18 protein-coding genes are annotated in these 22,569 nt (G+C 69.8%); 7 read left to right on the top strand and 11 right to left on the bottom strand.

The window, feature by feature from the left end:
• Positions 1-15 precede the first annotated feature (15 nt).
• From nirD to BLR04_RS20130, 5 genes are read right to left on the bottom strand one after another with little or no spacing between them, the layout of a single operon-like run.
• A complete protein-coding gene (nirD, locus tag BLR04_RS20150) occupies positions 16-375 on the bottom strand; it encodes a nitrite reductase small subunit NirD (protein ID WP_090767408.1) in 360 nt (119 codons plus the stop codon).
• Positions 372-2,801, bottom strand: a complete 2,430-nt coding sequence (gene nirB, locus BLR04_RS20145; protein ID WP_090767405.1) for a nitrite reductase large subunit NirB — start codon at positions 2,799-2,801, stop codon at positions 372-374. Before nirB ends, nirD begins: the two co-directional genes overlap by 4 nt.
• Complete coding sequence (locus BLR04_RS20140; protein ID WP_090767402.1) at positions 2,798-4,204, bottom strand: FAD-dependent oxidoreductase; 1,407 nt, start codon at positions 4,202-4,204, stop codon at positions 2,798-2,800. Before BLR04_RS20140 ends, nirB begins: the two co-directional genes overlap by 4 nt.
• Positions 4,201-6,216 carry a molybdopterin oxidoreductase family protein gene (locus BLR04_RS20135; protein ID WP_090767399.1) on the bottom strand — a complete coding sequence of 672 codons (2,016 nt, stop codon included), beginning with the start codon at positions 6,214-6,216 and terminating at the stop codon, positions 4,201-4,203. The genes BLR04_RS20140 and BLR04_RS20135 overlap by 4 nt, the downstream gene beginning before the upstream one ends.
• A gap of 13 nt (positions 6,217-6,229) precedes the next feature.
• Entirely contained in the window at positions 6,230-7,534 is a 1,305-nt protein-coding gene (locus BLR04_RS20130) for an MFS transporter (protein ID WP_090767396.1), read from the bottom strand.
• Between the two features lie 202 nt (positions 7,535-7,736).
• Here BLR04_RS20130 and BLR04_RS20125 point away from each other — a divergent pair, with 202 nt between their 5' ends.
• A complete protein-coding gene (locus BLR04_RS20125; protein WP_090767393.1) occupies positions 7,737-8,027 on the top strand; it encodes a hypothetical protein in 291 nt (96 codons plus the stop codon).
• A gap of 74 nt (positions 8,028-8,101) precedes the next feature.
• Here the strand turns inward: BLR04_RS20125 and BLR04_RS20120 are convergent, their stop codons facing one another.
• Positions 8,102-8,578, bottom strand: coding sequence for a GNAT family N-acetyltransferase (locus BLR04_RS20120; RefSeq protein ID WP_090767390.1), 477 nt, complete (start codon positions 8,576-8,578; stop codon positions 8,102-8,104).
• Positions 8,579-8,704: 126 nt separating this feature from the next.
• On the opposite strand from BLR04_RS20120, the gene BLR04_RS20115 reads away from it, so the two are divergent.
• Positions 8,705-9,682, top strand: a complete 978-nt coding sequence (locus tag BLR04_RS20115) for an aldo/keto reductase (RefSeq protein ID WP_090767387.1) — start codon at positions 8,705-8,707, stop codon at positions 9,680-9,682.
• A gap of 261 nt (positions 9,683-9,943) precedes the next feature.
• The gene (locus tag BLR04_RS20110) at positions 9,944-13,177 is read left to right on the top strand and encodes a S8 family peptidase (protein ID WP_090767382.1); all 3,234 of its coding nucleotides are present in this window, start codon (positions 9,944-9,946) and stop codon (positions 13,175-13,177) included.
• A 236-nt stretch (positions 13,178-13,413) separates the two neighbouring features.
• Here BLR04_RS20110 and BLR04_RS20105 read toward each other — a convergent pair whose 3' ends face one another.
• The 3 genes from BLR04_RS20105 to BLR04_RS20095 form a co-directional block, all read right to left on the bottom strand.
• Complete coding sequence (locus BLR04_RS20105) at positions 13,414-13,875, bottom strand: NUDIX domain-containing protein (protein WP_090767379.1); 462 nt, start codon at positions 13,873-13,875, stop codon at positions 13,414-13,416.
• 481 nt (positions 13,876-14,356) lie between these two features.
• Complete coding sequence (locus tag BLR04_RS20100) at positions 14,357-14,557, bottom strand: hypothetical protein (RefSeq protein WP_090767375.1); 201 nt, start codon at positions 14,555-14,557, stop codon at positions 14,357-14,359.
• Positions 14,558-15,466: 909 nt separating this feature from the next.
• On the bottom strand, positions 15,467-16,435 hold the full coding sequence (locus tag BLR04_RS20095; protein WP_090767372.1) for an AraC family transcriptional regulator: 969 nt from the start codon (positions 16,433-16,435) through the stop codon (positions 15,467-15,469).
• Positions 16,436-16,506: 71 nt separating this feature from the next.
• Between BLR04_RS20095 and BLR04_RS20090 the strand changes: the two genes are divergently transcribed.
• Positions 16,507-17,934 (top strand): FAD-dependent oxidoreductase, encoded by a 1,428-nt coding sequence (locus BLR04_RS20090; protein ID WP_245740357.1) that lies wholly within the window; start codon positions 16,507-16,509, stop codon positions 17,932-17,934.
• A gap of 340 nt (positions 17,935-18,274) precedes the next feature.
• Positions 18,275-18,925, top strand: a complete 651-nt coding sequence (locus BLR04_RS20085; protein WP_090767365.1) for a cysteine hydrolase family protein — start codon at positions 18,275-18,277, stop codon at positions 18,923-18,925.
• A 104-nt stretch (positions 18,926-19,029) separates the two neighbouring features.
• On the opposite strand, the gene BLR04_RS39805 is transcribed toward BLR04_RS20085, so the two are convergent.
• A complete protein-coding gene (locus BLR04_RS39805) occupies positions 19,030-19,101 on the bottom strand; it encodes a hypothetical protein (RefSeq protein WP_245740386.1) in 72 nt (23 codons plus the stop codon).
• Between the two features lie 459 nt (positions 19,102-19,560).
• Here BLR04_RS39805 and BLR04_RS20080 point away from each other — a divergent pair, with 459 nt between their 5' ends.
• The gene (locus BLR04_RS20080; RefSeq protein WP_090767766.1) at positions 19,561-20,196 is read left to right on the top strand and encodes a GNAT family N-acetyltransferase; all 636 of its coding nucleotides are present in this window, start codon (positions 19,561-19,563) and stop codon (positions 20,194-20,196) included.
• A 169-nt stretch (positions 20,197-20,365) separates the two neighbouring features.
• On the opposite strand, the gene BLR04_RS20075 is transcribed toward BLR04_RS20080, so the two are convergent.
• Positions 20,366-21,493, bottom strand: a complete 1,128-nt coding sequence (locus BLR04_RS20075) for an MFS transporter (protein ID WP_218129088.1) — start codon at positions 21,491-21,493, stop codon at positions 20,366-20,368.
• A gap of 801 nt (positions 21,494-22,294) precedes the next feature.
• On the opposite strand from BLR04_RS20075, the gene BLR04_RS42800 reads away from it, so the two are divergent.
• On the top strand, positions 22,295-22,569 hold a 275-nt coding region (locus tag BLR04_RS42800), incomplete at its 3' end, for a helix-turn-helix domain-containing protein (protein WP_143022110.1).

Below are 22,569 nucleotides of genomic sequence, written 5' to 3'. Positions count from 1 at the left end.
GCCAGACGTGACCCGCTAGACGTGACCCGCCAGGGCGCCTACCCCGGCCCGCTGCCGCAGGCTCACCTCCACGCGCGCCCCGTTCACCCGGACGGCGTGGACGGGCACCGACACCCCCTCCTCGTCCAGGCAACGCCCGGTGACCAGCGAGAACACCTGCTTGTGCAGCGGCGAGGCGACCGTCGGCTCCCCTTTCCTGGTGCCGACGATGCCGCGCGAGAGCACGTACGCGCCGCTGAAGGGGTCGAGGTTGTCCAGAGCGTACAGATCGCCGTCGTAGGTGCGGAAGACGGCGACCTGCTCGCCGCCCACGAGGGCGCACACACCCCGCTCGGGCAGCAGCGCGTCGTAGGCGCAGATCGGGGTCCAGCTCATCGGGCCATCACCGGCCTGATCTGGCCGCGCTCGCTGGCGAACACGATCGACGGGTCGGGCATCCCCGGCGCGTTGACGAAGCTCACGAACCTGCTGAGCTTCCCCGGGTCGTCCAGCGTGGCCCGCCACTCGTCCGCGTAAGTGGCGACGTGCTGCTCCATCTGCGCGTCGAGGTCGGCGCAGATGCCGAGCGAGTCCTCCATGATCACCTCTCGCAGGTAGTCGAGGCCGCCGTCCAGCGACTCCAGCCAGGCGGCCGTCCGTTGCAGCCGGTCGGCGGTGCGGATGTAGAACATCAGGAAGCGGTCGATGGTCCGCAGCAGCTCGTCCGTGCTCAGGTCGGTGGCGAGCAGGTCGGCGTGGCGCGGGGTGAAGCCGCCGTTGCCGCCGACGTACAGGTTCCAGCCCTGCTCGGTGGCGATGACGCCGAAGTCCTTCGAGCGGGCCTCGGCGCACTCGCGGGCGCAGCCGGAGACCGCCGACTTGAGCTTGTGCGGCGAGCGCAGGCCGCGGTAGCGCAGCTCCAGCGCGATGGCGAGGCCGACGGAGTCCTGCACGCCGTAGCGGCACCAGGTGGAGCCGACGCACGACTTCACGGTGCGCAGCGCCTTGCCGTACGCGTGGCCCGACTCGAACCCGGCGTCGACCAGCCGCCGCCAGATCTCAGGGAGCTGCTCGACGCGGGCGCCGAACAGGTCGATGCGCTGCCCGCCGGTGATCTTCGTGTAGAGGCCGAAGTCGCGGGCCACCTCACCGATCACGATGAGCTTCTCGGGCGTGATCTCGCCGCCGGGGATCCGCGGGACGACCGAGTACGTGCCGTTCTTCTGGATGTTGGCGAGGAACGCGTCGTTGGTGTCCTGGAGGGCGGCGCGTTCGCCCTCGAGCACGTGCCCGTTGTGCAGCGAGGCCAGGATCGAGGCCACGGCCGGCTTGCAGATGTCGCACCCGCGTCCCTGCCCGTGGGCGGACACCAGCTCAGAGAACGTCGTGACGCCGCGCACCCGTACGATGTCGAACAGCTCCGCGCGCGAGTACGCGAAGTGCTCGCACAGCGCCTTGCTGAGCTCGACCCCCGACTTCTCCAGCAGCTGCTTGAGCATCGGCACACAGCTGCCGCAGGTGGTGCCGGCGCGGGTGCACGCCTTGACGCCGGGCACGTCGGTGACGCCCTGCTCGGCGATGGCGGTGCGGATGTCGCCCGCGCACACGTTGTTGCACGAGCAGACCTGCGCCTCGTCGGGCAGGTCGAGCGCGGCGCCCGCGCCGCTGAACAGCAGGTCGGCGGGGGCGGCCGGCAGCTCCTTGCCCACGAACGGCCGCAGCGTCGCGTACGGCGAGGCGTCGCCGACGCAGATGCCGCCGAGCAGAGTCCTGGCGTCGTCGCTGACGAACAGCTTCTTGTAGACGCCGGCCACCGGGTCCATGTAGGTGACGTCGAGCGCCCCGTCCATGGCCCCGAACTGCGCCACCTCGACGCCGAGCAGCTTGAGCTTCGTGGACAGGTCGGCGCCCTCGAACGTCGCCGAGCCGCCCGTGACGCGGTCGGCCGCCACCTCGGCCATCGTGTTGCACGGCCCGACGAGCCCGTACACCGTGCCGCCGGCGAGCGCGCACTCGCCGATGGCGTAGATCGACGGGTCGGAGGTGCGCATCGCGGAGTCGACCACGACGCCGCCCCGCGCGCCGACCTCCAGGCCGCATGACCTGGCCAGCTCGTCCCGCGGCCTGACGCCCGCCGAGAACACCACGACCTGGGCCTCCAGCAGCGTGCCGTCCGGCGTGCGCACCCCGGCGACCCGGCCGTCCGAGCCGGTGACGATCTCCTGGACGCCCGAGCCGGCGTGCACGCCGAGCCCGAGGCGCTCGATGTGCCCCTTCAACACCGAGCCGCCGCCCTCGTCCACCTGGCGGGGCATCAGCCAGGGGCTCATCTCGACGATGTGCGTCTTCAGGCCGAGCGCCCGCAGCGCGTCGGCGGCCTCAAGGCCGAGCAGCCCGCCGCCGACCACGACGCCCGCCACCGCGTCCTTGGCCGCCGTACGGATCGCGTCGAGGTCCTCGATGGTGCGGTAGACGAAGGCGTGCTCGGCGCCGGGCACCGGCGGCACGAACGGGGCCGAGCCGGTGGCGAGCACGAGCACGTCGTACGGCGTGCGGCCGCCGTCGGCGGTGACGACGTGCCTGGCCTGCCGGTCGACGGCCGTGACGCGGGTGGCCGTCCGCGTCACGACGCCCTCCGGCACCGCGTACGTGAGCTCGTCAGCGCTGACCCCCGACAGGTACGACGTCAGCGCCACCCGGTCGTAGGCCGGGCGCGGCTCCTCCCCGATGACGGTGACGCTCCCGGCGAAGCCGTTGCCGGTGAGCCGCTCGACGAACCGGTGGGCCGCCGGCCCGTGACCCACGACGACGATCCTGCTCATACCGAAGCCCCTTCCTGGATCCCTTCCTGCGAGCACAGCCAGCCGACGATGCCCTCCACCGCGTCGCGGCAGGTGCCGCAGCCGGTCGTCGCCCTCGTGGCGGCGGCCACCCCGGCGACGTCGTTCGCGCCCGCCTCCCAGCACGCCCTGATCTGGCCCTTGGTGACGTTGTTGCACAGGCAGACGGTGGCCGCGTCCGGCATCAGCGTGGGGCTCCCTGCGGCGGGTGCCTGCGCCGATCCGGGAAACAGCAGGCCCGCCGGGTCACCCGGCACGGGCGCCCCGCGGTCGAACAGCTGGGTGAGTGTGCCCACGGCGTCGCTCTCGCCCAGCAGGATCACGCCGACCAGGCGTCCGTCGCGGATGACGAGCTTGCGGTAGGTGCCGCGGGCGCGGTGGCTGAAACGCACCACCTCGGCGTGCTCCTCGCCGAGCTGCGTCTCGCCCATCGCGGCCAGCTCAACGCTCCTCGCCTTGAGCCGGGTGACCGTCCTGGAGCCGCGGTAGAGCGCCTTGCCGCCGGTGATGACGTCGGCCGCCACGGCGGCCTGCTCCCAGGCGGGCGCGACGAGGCCGTACACGGTGCCGTCGTGCTCGGCGCACTCGCCGACGGCGAAGATCGACGGGTCGTCGGTACGCAGCTCGTCGTCCACGACGACGCCGCGGCGCACCTCCAGCCCCGCCTCGGCGGCGAGGCCGGTGACCGGCCGCACGCCGCAGGCCAGCACCACGAGGTCGGCCTCGACCAGCTCGCCGTCGGCGAGCCGGACGCCGTCGTCGTCCACGCGGGAGGCGGTCACTCCGGTGCGGGTCTCGACGCCCAGGCCGGCCAGCGTCTCGCCGAGCAGCTCGCCCGCCTCGACGTCGAGCTGGCGTTCCATCAGGTGGTCGGCCAGGTGCAGCAGCGTGACGGGCAGGCCGCGTCCGGCCAGGCCGCGGGCGGCCTCGACGCCGAGCAGCCCGCCGCCGACGACCACCGCCCGCCGTGCGCTCGCGGCGGCCTGGACGATGCGCTCGCAGTCGTCGAGCGTGCGGAACGGGATGGCCCGCTCGACGCCGGGGATCGGCGGCACGATCGCGTCGCTGCCGGTGGCCAGCACCAGCAGGTCGTACGGCTCGCGCCGCCCGTCCGCGGTGACGACGTGCCGCGTCTCGCGGTCGACGTGGGTGACCGTGCTGCCGAAGACGGCGGTGACGCGGTGCGCGTCGTACCAGGCGGCGTCGAGGAGGCGTACCTGCTCGGGGCGGGAACTGCCGGCCAGCACGTTCGACAGCAGCACCCGGTTGTACGGCCGGCGCGTCTCGGCGCCGAACACGGTGATCCGCATCTGCGGGTCACGCGCCCGCACCTCGCTGACCAGCCGCGACCCGGCCATCCCGTTGCCCACGACGACGAGTCTCATGAGATCCTCTCCACCCTGACCGCGCAGACCTTGAACTCCGGCATCCGCGACGTGGGGTCGAGCGCCGGGTTGGTGAGCCGGTTGGCGCCCTCCCAGTGGAAGGGCATGAACACGGTGTCGCGCCTGATCGAGTCGCTGATCCTGGCCACGACCTTGGTCTCGCCCCTCCTGCTGCTGACCCGCACGACGTCGCCCGGGGCGATGTCGAGCCGTGCGGCCAGGTCGGGGTGGAGCTCCACGTACGGCTCCGGGGCGGCCTCGACGAGCGGCGCGATCCTGCGGGTCTGCGCGCCGCTCTGGTACTGCGCGAGCACCCGGCCGGTGCTCAGGTAGACCGGGTAGTCGTCGTCGGGCTCCTCGGCCGGGGGCCGGTGCTGCACCGCAACGAACCTGGCACGGCCGTCGGGCGTGGCGAACGCGTCGAGGAACGGGCGCGGCGTGCCGGGGTGTCCGTCCTGCGGGCACGGCCAGAACACGCCGGGCCCGGCCGCGATGCGCTCGTACGTGATGCCGGAGTAGTCGGCCGGGCCGCCCGCGCTGGCGCGGCGCAGCTCGTCGAACACCTCGGCCGGGTCGGAGGCGAAGCGGTGGCCGAGGCGAGCGGCCAGCCCGGCGATGACGTCCAGGTCGCTGCGGACCTGCGGCGGCGGTGCGACGGCCCGGCGGCGCAGCAGGACGCGGCCCTCGAGGTTCGTCATCGTGCCGGTCTCCTCGGCCCACTGGGTGACGGGGAGGACCACGTCGGCCAGGACGGCGGTCTCCGACATGACGATGTCGCAGGCGACCAGCAGGTCGAGGTCGCCGATGCGGGCGGCCACCCGTTCCGAGTCGGGGGCCGAGACGATGGGGTTCGACCCGAACAGCAGCAGCGCGCGCGGCCCGTCCGGCCGGCCGAGGGCGTCGAGCAGCTCGTACGCCGACCGCCCGGGCCCCGGCAGGTCGTCGGCCGGGATCCCCCAGACGCCCGCCACGTGCTCGCGCGCCGCCGGGTCGTCGATCTTGCGGTAGCCGGGGAGCTGGTCGGCCTTCTGTCCGTGCTCGCGTCCGCCCTGCCCGTTGCCCTGGCCGGTGAGGCAGCCGTACCCGGAGCCCTGCGTCCCGGGCAGGCCGAGCGCGAGGGCCAGGTTGATGAAGGCGGTGACCGTGTCGGTGCCCTTGGCGTGCTGCTCGGCCCCGCGCCCGGTGAGGACGTAGGCGTTGCCCGCGGCGGCCAGCGCCCTGACCGCCTGCCGCATCCGGTGGACGGGCACCCCGGTGACCCGCTCGACCCGTTCTGGCCACCAGGCGCTCGCCGACGTGCGGACGTCGTCGAAGCCGGTGGTCCTGGCGGCGACGTACTCCTCGTCCACCAGGTCGTCGGCGATGGCGAGGTGCAGCAGGCCGAGCGCGAGGGCGAGGTCGGTGCCGGGGGTGGGCTGCAGGTGCAGCCAGGCCCGCCTGGCCGTCTGGGTGCGGCGGGGGTCGATGACGATGAGCCGCGCGTCCTCCAGGTGACGGACGAACGGCGGCATGGTCTCGGCGACGTTCCCGCCGGCCAGCAGCACGACGTCGGCCTCCGCCAGGTCGGTGACCGGGAACGGCATGCCGCGGTCCATCCCGAACGCCCTGATCGAGGCGGCCGCGGCCGAGGACATGCAGAACCGGCCGTTGTAGTCGATCTGGCTGGTGCCGAGCGCGACCCTGGCGAACTTGCCGAGCGCGTACGCCTTCTCGTTCGTGAGGCCGCCGCCGCCGAACACCGCCACGGCGTCCGGGCCGTGCTCCGCGCGGATGGCGGACAGCCGGTCGGCCACGTAGTCGAGTGCGACGTCCCAGGCGACGGCCTCGCCGTGCAGGAGCGGGGTGGTGAGCCGGGTTCCGTTGGTGAGCAGCTCCCCTGCCGTCCACCCCTTCTGGCACAGCGCGCCAGAGGCGTTGGCCGGGACGTCGGTCCTCGGCGTGATCGCGAGGCCGGCGCCGATCTCCATGCCGCACTGCAGAGCGCAGTACGGACAGTGCGTCTTCACCGCCATGGGCTCCTCCGCTTCAGACCCGGGCATGGGCGAGGCCCGCCACGACGCTGACCTTGCGGACGTAGCACCACCAGGTGACGGCGAAGCAGGCCGCGTAGAAGACGCCGAAGGCGAGGAAGGCCGGTACGGGGGTGCCTGAGGCGGCGAACGACATGCCGAACGCCCGGTTGATGAGGAACCCGCCGACCGCTCCGACGGCCGAGACGATCCCGATGGCGGCCGACGCCTGCTGCCTGCCGTACAGCAGCGCCTCCTCGCTCTCGCCGCGCTCGGCGACCGCACTGGCCTGGAAGATCGCGGGGATCATGCGGTACGTCGACCCGTTGCCGACGCCGGAGGCGAGGAAGAGCACCTGGAAGGCGAGGAAGAACAGCCAGAAGTCGCCCGATGCGCCGGCCCGCCAGACCAGCAGCACACCGCCGCCCATCACGGCGAAGTTCCACAACGTGACGGGCGCGCCGCCGAACCTGTCGGCCAGCCAGCCGCCGACCGGCCGGACCAGCGACCCGAGCAGCGGTCCTGCGAAGGCGACGGCGGCGTGCGGCGCCGCGGGGAAGAGGCTCTGGCTGAGCAGCGGGAACGCCGTCGAGTAGCCGATGAACGAGCCGAACGTGCCGATGTACAGCAACGACATGATCCAGGTCTGGGCCTTGCCCGCCACGGCGAGCTGCTGCCGGGGGTCGGCCTTGGCGCTCGTGAGGTTGTCCATGAACAGCCAGGAGCACGCGGCGGCCACCACGATGAACGGGATCCAGAACCACCCGGCGGCGGCCAGCCCGAAGGAGCCGATCACGAGCGGCATGACGAGCTGGACGGAGCTGACGCCGATGTTGCCGCCCGCCGCGTTCAGCCCCAGCGCCACGCCCTGCTTGTGGCGGGGGTAGAAGTAGGTGATGTTCGCCATGCTGGAGGCGAAGTTCCCGCCGCCGACCCCGGCCAGCGCCGCGATCACGAGGAACATCCAGTACGGCGTGTCAGGGTCGCCGACGGCCACCCCGAGCAGCACGGCCGGCACGAGCAGCAGCAGCGCGCTCACCACGGTGAAGTTGCGCCCGCCGAACCGCGCAGGCCCGAACGTGTACGGCACCCGCAGCACCGACCCGACGAGGTTCGGCAGCGCGACTAGCCAGAAGAGCTGGTCGGTGGAGAACTCGTGCGACCCCATCTTGGTCGCCACGACGCTCCACAGCGTCCACACGGTGAAGCCGAGGTGCTCGGCCACGATCGAGACGACGAGGTTGCGGCGGGCGACGCGCCTGCCTGTGCTGTCCCAGAAGACCGGGTCGTCGGGGTGCCATTCGGTGGTCCAGCGCGCCATCGACCTCTCCCTAGCTCGGCTGTCCGGTGGACCCAAAGTAGGAAGCGCTCGTTACGCACGCTGACCGTGCGTGTCCGTGCGGGAGTTACGAGTGATTCACCGCGGTAACAATGGCCGCACAACCGTCACGCAGGAAACACGCTGGAAATGATCGGTTAGTCCACCTGCTCTCGGGTAACACGGACAGAGCAAGGGGGGGAATATGATCAAGAAACTTCATCAGATGGGCATCCGGTCGAGCCATATGTACATGGCCAGCGTCGCCTCGATCGGCCTGTCGTTCGCGAGCTGGGTCATGTCCAAGCAGGCCGAGCAGGCCGGCATCGACCGGGCCGACCGCTGGGGCATCTTCATCGGCGAGTGGGCGCCCACCTTCATGGCGATGGGGATCGCCCTGCGGATGGAGGAGACCCACCGCGACCTCGAAGAGGGCGAGATGGGGATGTTCGACGAGTCCCAGACGAGGCGCGCCACCACGCCCGCCGGCATCTGAACCGTCCGCGGCCACGCGGGTCACGTCTTCGTGCGTGGCCCGCGTGACCGTGTTCTGCGCTGTGTTCTGATGCCTCAGTCGCGGCGGCCGGCCAGGCGCCGCAGGGGCTCGTCGGTCAGCCGGTACCTCAGCCAGTCGTCCTGGTTGACCGCGCCCAGCTTCTCGTAGAAGCGGATCGACGGCTCGTTCCAGTCGAGCACCGACCACTCCAGCCGCTGGTAGCCGCGTTCCGCGCAGATCTCCCCGAGCCGCCGCATCAGCGCGAACCCGTGACCCCCGCCACGGTGCTGCGGGCGTACGTACAGGTCCTCCAGGTAGACGCCGTGCACGCCGCGCCAGGTCGAGTACGTGAGGAACCACAGCGCGAACCCGACGGTCTCGCCGTCCTGCTCGGCGACGTGGGCGAAGGCGGCGGGGTGGTCGCGGAAGAGCGTGTCGCGGAGCTGTTCCTCGGTCACCCGGACCTCGTGGGCGGCCTTCTCGTAGGCGGCGAGCTCGTGGACCATGTTCAGGATCTCGGGCACGTCGGCGGGCGTGGCTGGACGAATCATGAGCCTCAGCGTACTGGCCGCTTACCGTGCCATCTCGTCCCGCACCCGGCACCCCGGCGCGGAGCACGTCCCTCCGTCCTGGACACTGGTGCTCTGGCGTTCCCGCATTTCAGAAAGGTTTACACCATGGAACATCGCGTGTTGGGACGTACCGGGCGCGAGGTCAGCGTGATCGGGCTCGGAGCCTGGCAGCTCGGCGCCGACTGGGGCCAGGTGACGGAGGACGACGCCGTCGCCACACTGGAGGCGGCGGTGGAGGCGGGCGTCACCTTCATCGACACCGCCGACGTCTACGGCGACGGGCGCAGCGAGCAGATCGTCGGCCGCTTCGTCAAGCGTCACCCGGGGCTGACCGTGGCCACCAAGATGGGACGCAGGCTGGAGCAGATCCCGTCCAACTACGTGATGTCCAACTTCCGCGCCTGGAACGAGCGTTCCCGCCGCAACCTCGACGTCGACACCCTCGACCTCGTCCAGCTGCACTGCCCGCCCACGCCGGTCTACTCGACCGACGCCGTCTACGACGCCCTCGACACCCTGGTGTCGGAGAAGAAGATCGCCGCGTACGGCGTCAGCGTCGAGACCTGCGAGGAGGCCCTCACCGCGATCGCCCGCCCGGGCGTGGCGAGCGTGCAGATCATCCTCAACGCGTTCCGCCTCAAGCCGCTGGAGCAGGTGCTCCCGGCCGCCCGCGCCGCCGGGGTGGGCATCATCGCGCGCGTCCCGCTGGCCAGCGGCTTGCTGTCGGGCAAGTACGACGAGCACACGACGTTCGCCGCCGACGACCACCGGGCCTACAACCGCAACGGCGAGGCGTTCGACGTGGGCGAGACGTTCTCGGGCGTCGACTTCGCCACCGGCCTTGAAGCGGTCCGCCGCCTGGTCCCGCTGGTGCCGGAGGGCGCGACGACGGCCCAGTTCGCACTGCGCTGGATCCTCGACCAGGAGGGCGTCTCGGTGGTGATCCCCGGCGCCCGCAACCCCGCCCAGGCCGCCGCCAACGCCGCCGCCGCGGCGCTGCCGCCGCTCGACGCGGCCACCCAGGACGCCGTCCGCTCCGTCTACGACGAGCTCATCCGTCCGCAGGTCCACCACCGCTGGTAGTCCCGGCTGGATCAGCAGGCCCCCGCCGCCCTCTGGCGCGGGGGCCTCGTCGTTTGGGACGGCCGTTATCCGATCTTGGTCCAACCGATACTAGTTCTGTTGTGGGCCGCCCATAGGTTTCAGCTGCTTCCCATAGCGACAGAAAGACCCAAAAGCGCTCGAACAGCAGCGAAGAGGTCCTCTGTGCAGCCACCAGACGGTCGGCTGCCGTCCGGGGATCCGGGACGGCGTGCCGTCCGTCCCGTTCCCCCCGGAGTCCTCATGCGACTACGCCGTACTCGTCACGGCGCGCTCGTCCTCGTCACCGCGTTACTCGCGGCCGCCGCTCCCGGCGTCGCCGCCGCAGACCCCGCGCCGCCCACCCCCGCGGACCAGGCCACCGGCGCCACCGACGCACGACCCAGGACGCTCACCCTCATCACCGGCGACCAGGTCACCTCCACCGGTGGCCGCATCACCGTACGGCCTCGCAAGGGGGTGCAGTTCGTCCGCTTCGCCGACGGCAAGCACCAGTACGTCTTCCCCACCGACGCCATCCCCCTGCTCCGCGCCGACCGGCTCGACCGCCGCCTGTTCGACGTGACCGAGCTGCTGGCGAGCGACTACGACCGGCTCCCCCGCCTGCCGCTGATCGTCTCCGACAACTCCACCGCGCGCGGCCTGTCGGCGAGCCGGAAGCTTCCCGCCGTCGACGGGTTCGCCGCCAAGGTCGCGACCGACGACCTCGCCCAGCGCTGGGAGACCCTGAAGACGTCCCTCACCAGCGGCAAGATCTGGCTGGACGGCATGCGCGAGCTCTCCCTCGACGTCAGCGTGCCGCGCACGGGCGCCCCCACCGCCTGGTCCCGGGGGCTCGACGGCACCGGCGTGACCGTCGCGGTGCTGGACAGCGGCGTCGACGACACCCACCCCGACCTCGCCGGCAAGGTCTCCGCCCGCAAGAACTTCGTCACCGACTACGAGGGCGACAACGACCTCAACGGCCACGGCACCCACGTCGCCTCCACGGTCGCCGGCAGCGGCGCCGCCTCCGGCGGGACGCACAAGGGTGTCGCCCCGGGCGCGACGCTGCTCGACGGCAAGGTGTGCTTCGACTACTACGGTCGCGGCGCCTGCCCCGAGTCGTCGATCCTCGAAGGCATGCAGTGGGCCGCCACGTCGGGCGCCCAGGTGGTCAACCTGAGCCTCGGCGCCGACGACACCCCCGGCGTCGACCCGCTGGAGGCCGCCGTCAACGACCTCAGCGGCGAGTACGGCACCCTGTTCGTGATCGCCGCCGGCAACTCCGGCGCCGAGCAGACCATCGGCTCGCCGGCCTCCGCCGACGCGGCCCTCGCGGTCGGCGGCGTCACCAAGGCCGGCGTGGTCGACAGCTACTCCAGCCGCGGCCCGCGCCTCGACGACTACGGCGTCAAGCCGGAGATCACCGCGCCCGGCACCGACATCGTCGCCGCCCGCAGCTCGTTCAGCGCAGGCGCCCCCGAGCCGTACGTCTCCTTCACCGGGACGTCGATGGCCACCCCGCACGTGGCGGGCGCCGCGGCCATCCTCACCCAGGCCCACCCCGACTGGACGGCCGCGCAGCGCAAGTCGGCCCTCGTCGGCTCCGCCCGGCCGAACCCCGACTTCGGCGTGTTCGACCAGGGCGCCGGTGAGCTCGACGTCGTGCGGGCGCTCGACCAGGCGGTCAGCGCCACCCCGGCCACGGTCAACGTCGGTTTCCTGAAATATCCGCAGAACGACGAGACCATCACGCGCGGCGTGACGTACCGCAACACCTCCGACTCCCCGGTCACACTGCGGCTGGCCCTGGACACCGCGGCGCCGTCCGGGGTGTTCAACCTGAGCACCGACTCGGTGACCGTGCCGGCGCGCGGCGAGTCCACCGTCGAGCTGCGCACCGCGGTCTCCGCGGCCGGCAGCGCGTACGGCTCCCTGTCCGGCAGGGTCGTCGCGAGCGCCGACGGGATCAAAGTGCAGACGCCGTTCAGCGTCCACCGCGAGCAGCCGAGCGCGGACATCAAGGTGAGCGCGCTCGACAGGACCGGCGCGCCGGCCGCCCAGTCGGTCACCATGATCGCCGACCACGCCAGCTTCCAGGCGTACTACATCATGGAGCCCGAGGCGACGCTCCGCCTGCCGCACGGCACGTACTTCGTCGCCACCGTGATCGACGCTGAGGACGGCACGACCACGGTCGTGACCGACGCGGTCCACACCGTCGACGGTCAGGAGGACATTGTCCTCGACGGCCGCAAGGCCCGCCCTCTCGACATCACCATGCCGGACAAGACCGCCGCCCCCGTGGCCGTCACGGTCGAGTCCGAGCACCCCGGCACGTACCGCGAAATGATCGCCGCCCTCGCCGGTGACTCCCCTGGCTCCCTCTACACCGCCGACCAGTCGTCGCAGCCGACGCCCAAGCTGTCGACGCAGGTGACCGCGCTGTTCGCCAAGCCGAACCGCGACGGCGGCTTCACCGGCAGCCCGTACGTCTACCAGGCCGGCTGGCGCGTGCCCGGCTCGTACGTCACCGGGTTCACCCGCCACGTGACCAAGAAGGACGTGGCGAAGGTCAGCACCGAGTACGCGGTCAACGTCCCCGGCGCGCTGGGCTGGCGCACCAACACACCGTCCACCCCGGGCATCACCTTCCCCACCTGGTACGAGCTGCCGCCCGTCCCCCTGCCGACCACGCGCACCGAGTACTTCGTGGGCGACGTCGCCTGGGAGTCGGTGTTCACCGAGGGCACGGAGGGACCCGGCTGGCCCGTGCCGATCGCCCAGTTCACCAAGCAGGCGGTCTCCTACCAGCCGGGCAGCTCGTCCACCGAGCGCTGGAACGGCGCCGTGCTCGGCCTGACGATGAAGCCGTCGCTCGGGCTGTACCCGGTGGTGGAGCGGCGCAGCGACGAGCTGGTGCTCCGCCTCGGCGGGCTCGCCGACGCCGCGGGCCACTTCGGCAACGCGGACGTCGACTACGGCGGCCAGCACCTGTCCCTGTACCGCGACGGCAAGCTGGTGGAGCAGCGTGACGACGCGCTGGCGGGCATCTACGTCGACCCCGCTCCTGGCCGGTACCGGGCGGAGCTCGACGTGACGAGCCCCGCTCTGCGGCTGTCGACGCGGCGTACGACCGTGCTGGAGTTCCCCTCGGAGCACACCGCCGACTCCGTGAGCCCGTCGCTCACCGCCGTCGGCTTCGCGCCGAACCTGACCATCGACAACACCGCCAAGAAGCACCAGACCATCCACATCCCGCTGACGTTCACCCAGCAGGGACCGGCCAGTGACGTAAAGACGCTCGAGGTCGACTTCTCCTACGACGACGGCGCCACCTGGCAGACCGCCCCGGTCACCCGGCACGGCGCGGAGTGGAGCGCCCGCGTCAAGAACCCGGGCGAGCGCGGTTTCGTGTCGCTGCGCGGCCGCGTGGTGAACCAGTCCGGCAACACGGTGACCTCAACGGTGATCCGCGCCTACGAGATCAAGTAGCCACGCCCAGCACGTTGTGGCAGGCACCGAAGACCGTGCCCGCCACAACGTGACAGTCGACGAAGGCCGTGCCCACCACCCGGGCACGGCCTTCGTTCTCGCCTCCACGCTGAGCGACCTCCATGGGCGGGGCGGCCCACCCGTGAAGCACCCTTCGCCATCGGGACCTCGTCGGGGCGGCGGCCTGCCGATCGGGCGTCGTCGCCGCGGTCTTCCTGCCGGTCGAGGCGAGGGCGTCACCCGGCGGCGATCGGGCGTCCGTGCTCCAGGTAGACCGTCTCGCCGAGCTCCCTGGCGACGACGGCGGCCTTGATCCGGCGGGCCATCCGTCCGGCCAGCACCTCCTCCAGCTCGTCGGCGGGACAGAAGCGGTACGCGCTCAGCTCGTTGTCCGCGAACCGGATCCGCCGCAGCGTGTCCTCATCCAGCTCACCGCCGTCGAACACGAAGAGGATCTTGTCCCCCTGCTCGGGGTGAGGCGCCCAGTCGGCCACGAGCAGACGTCCGATGGGCGGCTCGATGTCGAGCTCCTCGCGTACTTCCCGCACACACGCCTCGTACGGCGTCTCCCCCGGCTCGACGATTCCGCCCGGGATGTCCAGCCCCCGCTTGTACACCGGCTGCACCAGCATCGCCCGTCCCTCGGCGTCGAAGAACAACGCCCCGGCGGCCGCCCCGGCCCGGGCGAACGGCGGCATGCCCTGATCCCCCACATCCCCGACCCTACGCGCCCACCCACCCCGAACCCCACCCGGATCGACCTACCGACCCACCCGTACGAGGACAGGCCATGCCATCCCACCGGCCGGGACAGAGCCCACGTCACCCAGCCGACCCCGCACGGGACAAGCCCATGTCGAGCTGACCGCCCCCGTACCGAGCACCTTCCGGCGGCGCCGCGCGGTCGACCTGTCTGCCGAGCCGGAGCTGTCCCGTGGCAAATGGCGGCGCTCACAACGTCACGCCCCGCGCCCCGCTTTCGGCGCGCGTTCCCGATCGTGGAAGAGGGGGCTCGTAGGCTGCGAGGGCAGGGCCTTACCTGACCCGAAAGGGGCGCGCCGTGGTGGCGGCGCGCCCCTTTCGTACGCGGGGGCGTCTACGGCGTCGACCCGTGCTCCGCCCGCTTCCCCCGCGCTTGACGGAACGGGGCTTCCTTCGGCCGCTGCAAGGAGCTGCTGCCTAACCGTGGTGGCCGTCCCAGACAATGAGGCGCACGCGGCGGTCGAAGATGAAACCGCCTGCGTAGTAAGTGTTCGTCGCGAAAGGGCTGGAGTAGATCAGGTCGAGGTCAGGGCTGCCGGCGACGGCCGGAGACGCGCCGGCGGACAGCATGGCGGCCGTGGCCAGCGCGGCAGCGGCCGGAGCGAGGATGAGACGCATCGGGACAGTGGACATGGGCGTGCCTCCAGTGCGATGAACGGCGAAAGATCCACATGCGGTCATTGCCTTGCGTTTCACCACTTAAAGTAACCAAAATGCTACTTTCTGACATCAGAATCGGGCATAGAACGAACCGACCCCATAACGGGAGCAGAGCCAGTAGCGTCCCCAGAACATCCGAACCAGACACATCCCCGCACCGGGACGCCGCCCCACAGACACACGACCCCACCGCGACACACCGGCGTCAGAGCCACCACCCGCCCCGCCAGGACAATGCCCACAGGACCCCATCCGCCCCGCAGGAACCTGCAGCGGATTAGTCCTTCGGCGGCCGGAACCACCGGCCATCATCTCCCCAAATCGAGCACCAGCCCGTGTCGTGCACCCGCCTCCCGACGGCAATCCGGGAGCCGCCCCCTTCACGCGGCCGCAAGCGCCCCGTCACCTTCAAGGCCGAGACATGCCCGATTCATCCCATTTAAGCGCCGCTTGTCTCGACACCTTCCGCAACCGCTGTGGACGATGGAGAAGAAGCGCAGCCGCCACGTACGACTGCGTACCAGAGAGGAGACGACTATGTTCGGCGATCCCTGGCCTCGCGACCGCGACAGGTGGCGTCACCGCGACGACCGGTACTGGTGGCGTCGCCGCCGCCGTCGTCGTCGTTGGCGCTGGGACTACTGACAACGGCGCAGATAGTTCCTTCGATCTGACCCGCGTCGATGACCGGGGAAGTACAGGTCATCGTCCGGATCAGGCCTCTCGGGGCGGACACATGACCGCCCCGAGCAGGCCCCGCCGCAACAGCGGCGACCCCCGGTCCCCTTGAGGTGGAAGCCCTGCAACCTTTCGTCCGGTGTCCCAACGGGTGAGAGGAGATCGCCTCTCCACCCTGGCCGGAGCGTGTCAGGCTCCTGCCGGCGCCAGGCGCGCTTCACTGTCGTCAGGACGCTCGCCTCGGGGTTCATGTCGCCGGGTGGTGCCGCGCCGGAACCGGGCCGGAGTCGTGCCGGTGGTAAGGCGGAAGACACGTCCGAATGACGACTCGGAACTGAAGCCGACCGTGGCCGCGACCGATCCGATCGACTGGTCGGTGTCGCTGAGAAGCTCAGCCGCGATCATCATCCTGATCTTGGTCAGGAATACGGCGACGGTCGTGCCGGTGCTGCGCGTGAAATGACGGATGAAGGTCGCACGAGACATGGCGGCGACCCCGGCCAGCTCGGCGATGGTCCATTCGCGGCCGGGGTCATGGACCACAGCGTCGATCGCGGCCCGCATCCGCCCGTCCTCGATCGCCGTCCACGGCGTCCTGTCCGTGGGGTGACGGCGGGGTGTGTGCCGGAGCAGCATGGTGAGCAGGACGTCGCAGAGCGAGGACAGGATGACCGCGGTCCCGTGCCCTTCGTTGTCGGCCTCGTCCCGCATCAGCGCGGTCAACGCCCGCGCGTGTTCGCTCGCCTGCGGGCCGAGGTTGACGTGTACGACCTCGGGCAGCGTGGCGAAAAGGATGTCGCCCGCCCCCGGGCGGAACGTGTAGCGCCCGCAGAACAGGTCCACCAGTCCTCCGTCACCCGTGGCCCGCGCGGTCGTGAATGCGGCGCCGTTCTGCCGGAGGATGCCGGCCTCTGCGCCGGCCCCGCTGTGGACGGTGTGAGCTTGCCCGCGAGAGAGCAGCACGATGTCACCCGCGACGAGGCGGACGGTTCTGTCCGCGAGTTCGAGAGCGCATTCCCCTTCCAGCACGAAGTGGAACGGCGCCTCACGCGCGGGAGCATCCGGATGTCCGACGACCGTGCGCCCGGTGAACAGGCACCTCGTATCCAGGGTGCCCTCCAGGTGCGCGAGGCGGACCAGCCGACTGAGCGTATCCATGAGCCTCCTGCGATAAAAATTGAGACTCCAACGTCTATACGGATCATTTCCAGTGTCACATGGTTGGAGGTGTGAGCGGAACAGAGAGCATTGGCATCACGGCCGACGTGCTGGTCATCGGTTTCGGCAAGGGCGGGAAGACCCTCGCGGCGACCATGGCCCGCGAGGGGCGGAAGGTCGTCATGCTGGAGCAGTCCGATCAGATGTACGGAGGCACCTGCATCAACATCGGCTGCGTACCGACCAAGGCGCTGGTCCACCACGCCGACGTCCGTCGCCCGGGCGACGACCCGCAGAGCTGGTACCAGGACGCGATCGGCGCGGTCACCGACCTGACCACGATGATGCGCGGCAGGAACTTCCAGATGCTGGACACCCTCGACACCGTCACCGTGGTCACCGGCAGGGCCTCGTTCCTCGACGCCAAGACGGTCGAGGTAGCGGCGGGCGACGACCGCCTCACTGTCAACGCCGACACCATCGTGATCAACACCGGATCCGTGCCCGTGATCCCCGACATCCGCGGAATGCGTACGAGCGCGTACCTGGCGACGAGCACCGACCTGCTCCACACCAAGGAGCTGCCACGACACCTCGTGGTGATCGGCGGCGGTTATCTCGGCCTGGAGTTCGCCGCCATGTACCGGCAGTTCGGATCGGAGGTGTCGGTTCTCGAGGCGTCACCCAAGTTCCTGGGCCGCGAGGACGACGACGTCGCCGAAGTCGTCGTCGACATTCTCCGCGACCAGGGAATCACCCTCATACCCGACGCGAGGGTCACCGAGGTCAGCGACGGCTCCGCCGACACCGTCATTCGTTTCGAGATCGACGGGCGTCCGCGGACCCTGGAAGCGGACAAGATCCTCGTCGCCACCGGGCGCGTCCCCGCCATCGAGGGACTCGGCCTGGACCGGGCGGGCATCCGCGTCACCGAACGTGGCGCCATCGAGGTGGACGAGTACCTGCGTACGAGCCGGCCGCACATCTACGCGATCGGGGACGTCAACGGGGGACCGCAGTTCACCTACATCTCCCTCGACGACCACCGCATCGTCGCGGACGGGCTTCTCGGTGACGGCACCCGTTCCACGGCTGACCGACGGGCCGTCCCGCACACGATGTTCATCACCCCGCCGTTCTCCACCGTCGGCCTCACCGAGACCGCCGCCCGGGAACGCGGCTACAACGTGCGGATCGCCGGCAAGCTCGTCGCTCAGACCGCAGCCACGCCGCGTGTGCGGATCATGGGCGACACCCGCGGCCTGATCAAGCTCGTCATCGACGCGGACACCGATCTCATCCTCGGCGCGGCACTGGTCAGCATCGACTCCCAGGAAGTCATCAACCTGATCGCCCTGGCCATGCGTCATGACGTTCCCGCCCGTGAACTCGGCAACTCGATCTACACGCACCCCAGCACGACCGAGGTCCTCAACGAAGTTCTCGGCACGGTCGCGCACGTGCGGTCTCCGTCCGGCGCTGCACTCATGAGCACGTAGCAGCCCAGACAGTCGACCCCCGTGCTCCTGGAGAACGAACATGCTGTAACCCTCGTACTCGTGCACGGCGCCTGGCACCGAAACAGCGTGTGGCACCTGTTGCGATACGAACGCTCCGACTGGACGCGCGTACCGTGCGGAACCCTGATTCGGCCGCGGCCGAACCGCCCGAGAGCCGCCCGAGCATGACCCGGGACGCGGCGCGTGAACGAACGCGCGTAGAACCGTACCGGCCAAGGTTGTCGCAGCTCAGAAGGGGTATGGCCCTCGTCTGGCCGTCCAGGGGCCGGTCCTGTCGGACGTGAGCCGGCCATCAGGCGACGGCAGAGGGGGCGGGGCAATGGAATTCCAGCGATCCGACACCGCGGTGGTGTTCATCGACCCGCAGAACGACGTGCTGAGCGAGAACGGATCGAGCTGGGCAGCAGTCGGCGCGAGTGTCACCGAGAACGGCACGGTCGAGAACATGGAGCGCATCTTCAAGGCCGCGAAGGAACGGGGATATGACGTCTTCATATCCCCCCACTACTTCTATCCGAGCGACAGCGGTTGGACGTTCAACGGGCCGCTGGAGACCGAAGAAGCCCGAACGGGCATGTTCGCACGAAGCGGCCCGCTGGATCTGACCGGCTTCCGCGACTCGGGAGCGGACTGGCTGGAACGCTTCAAGCCGTACATCGAGGACGGCAGGACGATCGTCGCGAGCCCACACAAAGTGTTCGGGCCGCAGACCAACGACCTGGTCCTCCAACTGCGCAAGCGGGGCGTCGACAGGATCGTGCTCGGCGGCATGCTGGCGAACATGTGCGTCGAATCCCACCTGCGCGAGTTTCTCGAGCAGGGCTTCGAAGTGGCCGTCGTCAGGGATGCGACCGCCGGCCCACGGCATCCGGAGTGGGGCGACGGCTACGAGGCGGCGATCGTCAACTACCGCTTCCTCGCCCATGCGGTGCCCTCGACCGAGGAAGTGCTCGATCGCATGCACCACTGAGTCCAGACGTCCTGGCAGGGTGGGCCGAACGCCGGCACGAGCGAGGCGGTGGCCGGAGAGGGTGGGGTCGTGAGCGCTCAGGTGAAGCCGTCCGTGTGCACCGTCTACCGGCGCGCGCTCATCCCGCCATCGATCCCGAGTGCGGCCCCCGTGCTGAATCCGGCTCCGTCACTCAGCAGGAACGCCGCGAACGCGGCGATCTCCGCGGGAATCTGATGCTTGAGGGCGTAGAGGACGCTGCTGAGGTTGAGCGCCGGCTCGGCATGCCAACGCGTCGCTGTCGATCTCGGTCACGGGGCCGACCGCCAGAACGACCATCCCGCTCTGATCTGCGACAAGACGTTGGAAATCCACCATATGAGGCTCGAACCCTGCCCTGAAGTGCAGGCACCGGTAGTCATGCGACGAGCAGCACCTCATCGGTGGTGCGCTGCGCGTAGTCGCTCGGCTGAGGGAACTCCGGCAGAGGCGCCCAGCACCCGCGAAGTGCAGGTGCGCAGACTTCGCCCACGCCCGCCCGACAGAAACCGGTACGACTTCGCGATCTCCGTTGCCCCTGACGCCGACTCGCCCGAGCGCTGCCCCGCCCTCGAATCGGCTTGGCGCCACTCGCCCCTGAAGGCAGCATGGTCACCATGCCGGAGTTCATCGACCCGGTCGGCAGGTTGCTGACGTCTTTTCTGGCCGCGGTAGCCGAGTTTCGCGCCGACCATGACTATCCGGTGCCTTGGTTCGTTGACGACGTCGATCCGCAGGCTCTTGTGGACCCGGCGGCCTTCGAGGCCTACGCCGCGCGCGTGGTCAACGAGCGGACCGCATCAGGTGTGCGCCCCGGACTCGTGCCGATGACCACCCTGTGGTGGGTCGACGGCGAGCAGTTCCTGGGAAGGCTGGCCATCCGTCACCGTCTCACTCCGGCACTGGAACAGTGCGGCGGCCACATCGGCTACGACGTCCGCCCCAGCGCGCGCCGCCTGGGTCACGCGACGGCCATGCTCGCGGCGGCGCTGCCGATCGCCAGGTCCATGGGCATTTCCGAGGCCCTGGTCATGTGCGACAAGACCAATACCGCCTCGCGAAAAGTCATCGAAGCCAACGGTGGACAGTTGCTCGACGTCACCGAACACAAGCGTCGTTACTGGGTCCCACTGCGCAGGCTTGATTCCCCTCAGGGACGTTCGTCTTCCCGGAGGCCGCGAGACGAGGCCGGTCGCTGTGCACCGGATCACCCGCGCCGTTTCGACGCTTTCGCAGCCCTCCGCCTCGAATGAAACACGCTTATGGCAGGCCCAAGCTGAGTCGACGCTCACCGGCCACGGATGGCCGCTTCGATGCGTGAACCCAGTCCCGTGAACGCAACGAGTATGAAAACACTCAGCACTGCTCACCGTCGCCGATCACGAGAAGCACGGTGCCCGATGCGTTTCGACCCCGTCGCGATCACCAAGTGGAGCGTTGGACGATGATGATCGCGATCACGAGGAGCGCGCCGCACACCATAAGCGCGGGGACAGCCCCCGCGAGGTCGGCGATCACGGCCACAGCCAGTCCACAGACGATCTTCCCCGCGTACTCGGCCTGGGCGAGCAGCGAGTGCACGGTCGCCCTGACGGCACCGACCGTCTGGCTGTTGACCCAGATGGTGCCGAAGCTGCGGGTCAGCGGCAACGCTCCTGCGGCCAGTAGCACAGCGAGGCTCGCGCTGGTCGCCTCGTACGCGAGGGCGAGGCAGCCGGAACCGGCCGCGGCCACGCCGCATGCGACGGCATAACCGCGCCGAGCGGTGTGCGGGCCGCTGATCCGAGGCTGCACCACACGCAGGACGACTGCCCCCACCAGGCACATCAGCACACCCAGGCCGGTGAACCAGACGACCGGGTCGACGGCGGGTGCGAGAACGACCAGTCGCAGCGGATACAGCCGGCCGAATGCGTCGGCGACGCCGGTGACCAGAAACGTCGCGGCGAAGACCGCTAGGAGCACACGGCTGTCGCGTACCAGGCGTGACCCGCGTACCAGGATCACCCAGGCAGCCGACCACCGTCTCCGGGATACCGGAACGAAGCGCTGTTCGCGGAATCCGACGACGACGTACAGGCCGAGGAGCAGCATGGCGGCTCCGGCAAGCACCATCGCCGTACTGCGCTCGGTCAGCCAGGCCAGTCCGCCGACACCCGCCAGCCCGACGACGGTCCCGATGAGCTGCGCCTGCTCCGCCCTGATCAGCACCACCGGGACGCGCGCCGGATCGTCGAGCTCGTCGCTGATCCACGCCACATCCGCACCGCTGGCGAAGGTCCACGACACTCCCCAAAGCATCTGGGTGGCCATCAGCGCCGGGAAGTCGCTGACCAGGGCGGTGGCGACCATGGCGATGCCCATGAGCACGTGGGAGACGACCAGTGACCACTTGCGGCTCAGGGTGTCGGCGACGACGCCGGCGGGAACCTCGAACACCAGCGCCGCGACGGCCTGCGCAACGCCGATCAGCACCAGTTCCGACGCCGTCAGACGCGCGTCGACGACGAGGTAGACGCTGGTCACCAGCCACCAACCGCGATGCAGCACCGCTCGGCACCAGACCCACCGCACGAAAACGGTCCCGTGATCTGAGCGGACGTCCCTCACCGGGCCGACCCGCCGCTCTTGTCCAGCGACATCCGCTCGATCGTACGAACCGACCGCGCTCCAGCGCCAACGAATAAGCGACCGTCCGATCTCGTGACCGTCAGACGATGAACCGGAAGGCTTGGTTTCTTGCCCTGGCCCGCAAGTACCATCCACGACCGAGATAGATCAGGAGGCGTCCAAAAGCCTGCTGTCAGTTCGGAGGTGAATCCGAGATGAGAATGGCCCACTTGGCTCCCCTAGGCACCTCAACCTCGATGCTCCGGACCAACAGCCCGTTCGGGATCGTACCGATCCGAACGTTGGTCTGCCTGCTGGAGCATTGATAAGGCAACCGAGACTGATCAACCAGGACAGTCATCACGCCACTTGCTTCCACACAGTCCATGTAGAGGCGAAATGACGTCCTCATCTTGAGCTTCGTGCTCCAGGTGGTGTTCCGTCCCTCCCCATCGACGTGATGAAGGAGCACCCTTTCTTCGACCCCCTGCGCAAGGTCTGCGAGGGGACGGCTGACTGCGGGCAGGTCAACCAAGCCGCGAGGCACCAGCTCGGAACCCGGAACCGGCTGATCGCGGATCGAAGCCGCACAACCTCCCAAGAGCGAGATCGCGGCAATGGCCACGAGAACTGTGCGCACATCGAACCCTTCGGCGATCGAGTTCGAGCAAGGCTACACAGGCTGAATTCGTAGAGTCAGAGAGTCGTGACGGTCCGCCGTTGTAGGTGTACGACCGATGTATGCGCTACGGGCAACGAGGCGGGTACACCCCCGCAGAGCAGGAACGACGGGAACGGCTGCGGTTACAGGCAGCCGACTGGTTCGAGGACGGGCACGGCACCAGACAGATCGCTCGTGAGCTGCGAGTCCATGAGCGGACAGTGGCCAGATGGCGCAAGTCCTGGCGGGAGGGCGGCACCGAGGCGCTGCGCTCGAAAGGGCCGGTCTCACGCGAAAAGCTGACACCGGCGCAGTGGGCATGGCTGGAGACCGAGCTCAACCGGGGCCCGCTGGC

This window comes from Nonomuraea maritima (assembly GCF_900100395.1).
Classification (GTDB): Bacteria; Actinomycetota; Actinomycetes; order Streptosporangiales; family Streptosporangiaceae; genus Nonomuraea; species Nonomuraea maritima.
This window is presented reverse-complemented; position numbering and strand designations above follow the sequence as displayed.

Coding starts and splice junctions, on each gene's coding strand:
- BLR04_RS20100 (WP_090767375.1), bottom strand. CDS start 14,557: ATGCGTCTCATCCTCGCTCCGGCCGCTGCCGCGCTGGCCACGGCCGCC.
- BLR04_RS20095 (WP_090767372.1), bottom strand. CDS start 16,435: ATGGATACGCTCAGTCGGCTGGTCCGCCTCGCGCACCTGGAGGGCACC.
- BLR04_RS20120 (WP_090767390.1), bottom strand. CDS start 8,578: ATGATTCGTCCAGCCACGCCCGCCGACGTGCCCGAGATCCTGAACATG.
- nirB (WP_090767405.1), bottom strand. CDS start 2,801: ATGAGCAGGATCGTCGTCGTGGGTCACGGGCCGGCGGCCCACCGGTTC.
- nirD (WP_090767408.1), bottom strand. CDS start 375: ATGAGCTGGACCCCGATCTGCGCCTACGACGCGCTGCTGCCCGAGCGG.
- BLR04_RS20080 (WP_090767766.1), top strand. CDS start 19,561: ATGCCGGAGTTCATCGACCCGGTCGGCAGGTTGCTGACGTCTTTTCTG.
- BLR04_RS20140 (WP_090767402.1), bottom strand. CDS start 4,204: ATGAGACTCGTCGTCGTGGGCAACGGGATGGCCGGGTCGCGGCTGGTC.
- BLR04_RS20115 (WP_090767387.1), top strand. CDS start 8,705: ATGGAACATCGCGTGTTGGGACGTACCGGGCGCGAGGTCAGCGTGATC.
- BLR04_RS20130 (WP_090767396.1), bottom strand. CDS start 7,534: ATGGCGCGCTGGACCACCGAATGGCACCCCGACGACCCGGTCTTCTGG.
- BLR04_RS20110 (WP_090767382.1), top strand. CDS start 9,944: ATGCGACTACGCCGTACTCGTCACGGCGCGCTCGTCCTCGTCACCGCG.
- BLR04_RS20135 (WP_090767399.1), bottom strand. CDS start 6,216: ATGGCGGTGAAGACGCACTGTCCGTACTGCGCTCTGCAGTGCGGCATG.
- BLR04_RS20085 (WP_090767365.1), top strand. CDS start 18,275: ATGGAATTCCAGCGATCCGACACCGCGGTGGTGTTCATCGACCCGCAG.
- BLR04_RS20125 (WP_090767393.1), top strand. CDS start 7,737: ATGATCAAGAAACTTCATCAGATGGGCATCCGGTCGAGCCATATGTAC.
- BLR04_RS20105 (WP_090767379.1), bottom strand. CDS start 13,875: ATGCCGCCGTTCGCCCGGGCCGGGGCGGCCGCCGGGGCGTTGTTCTTC.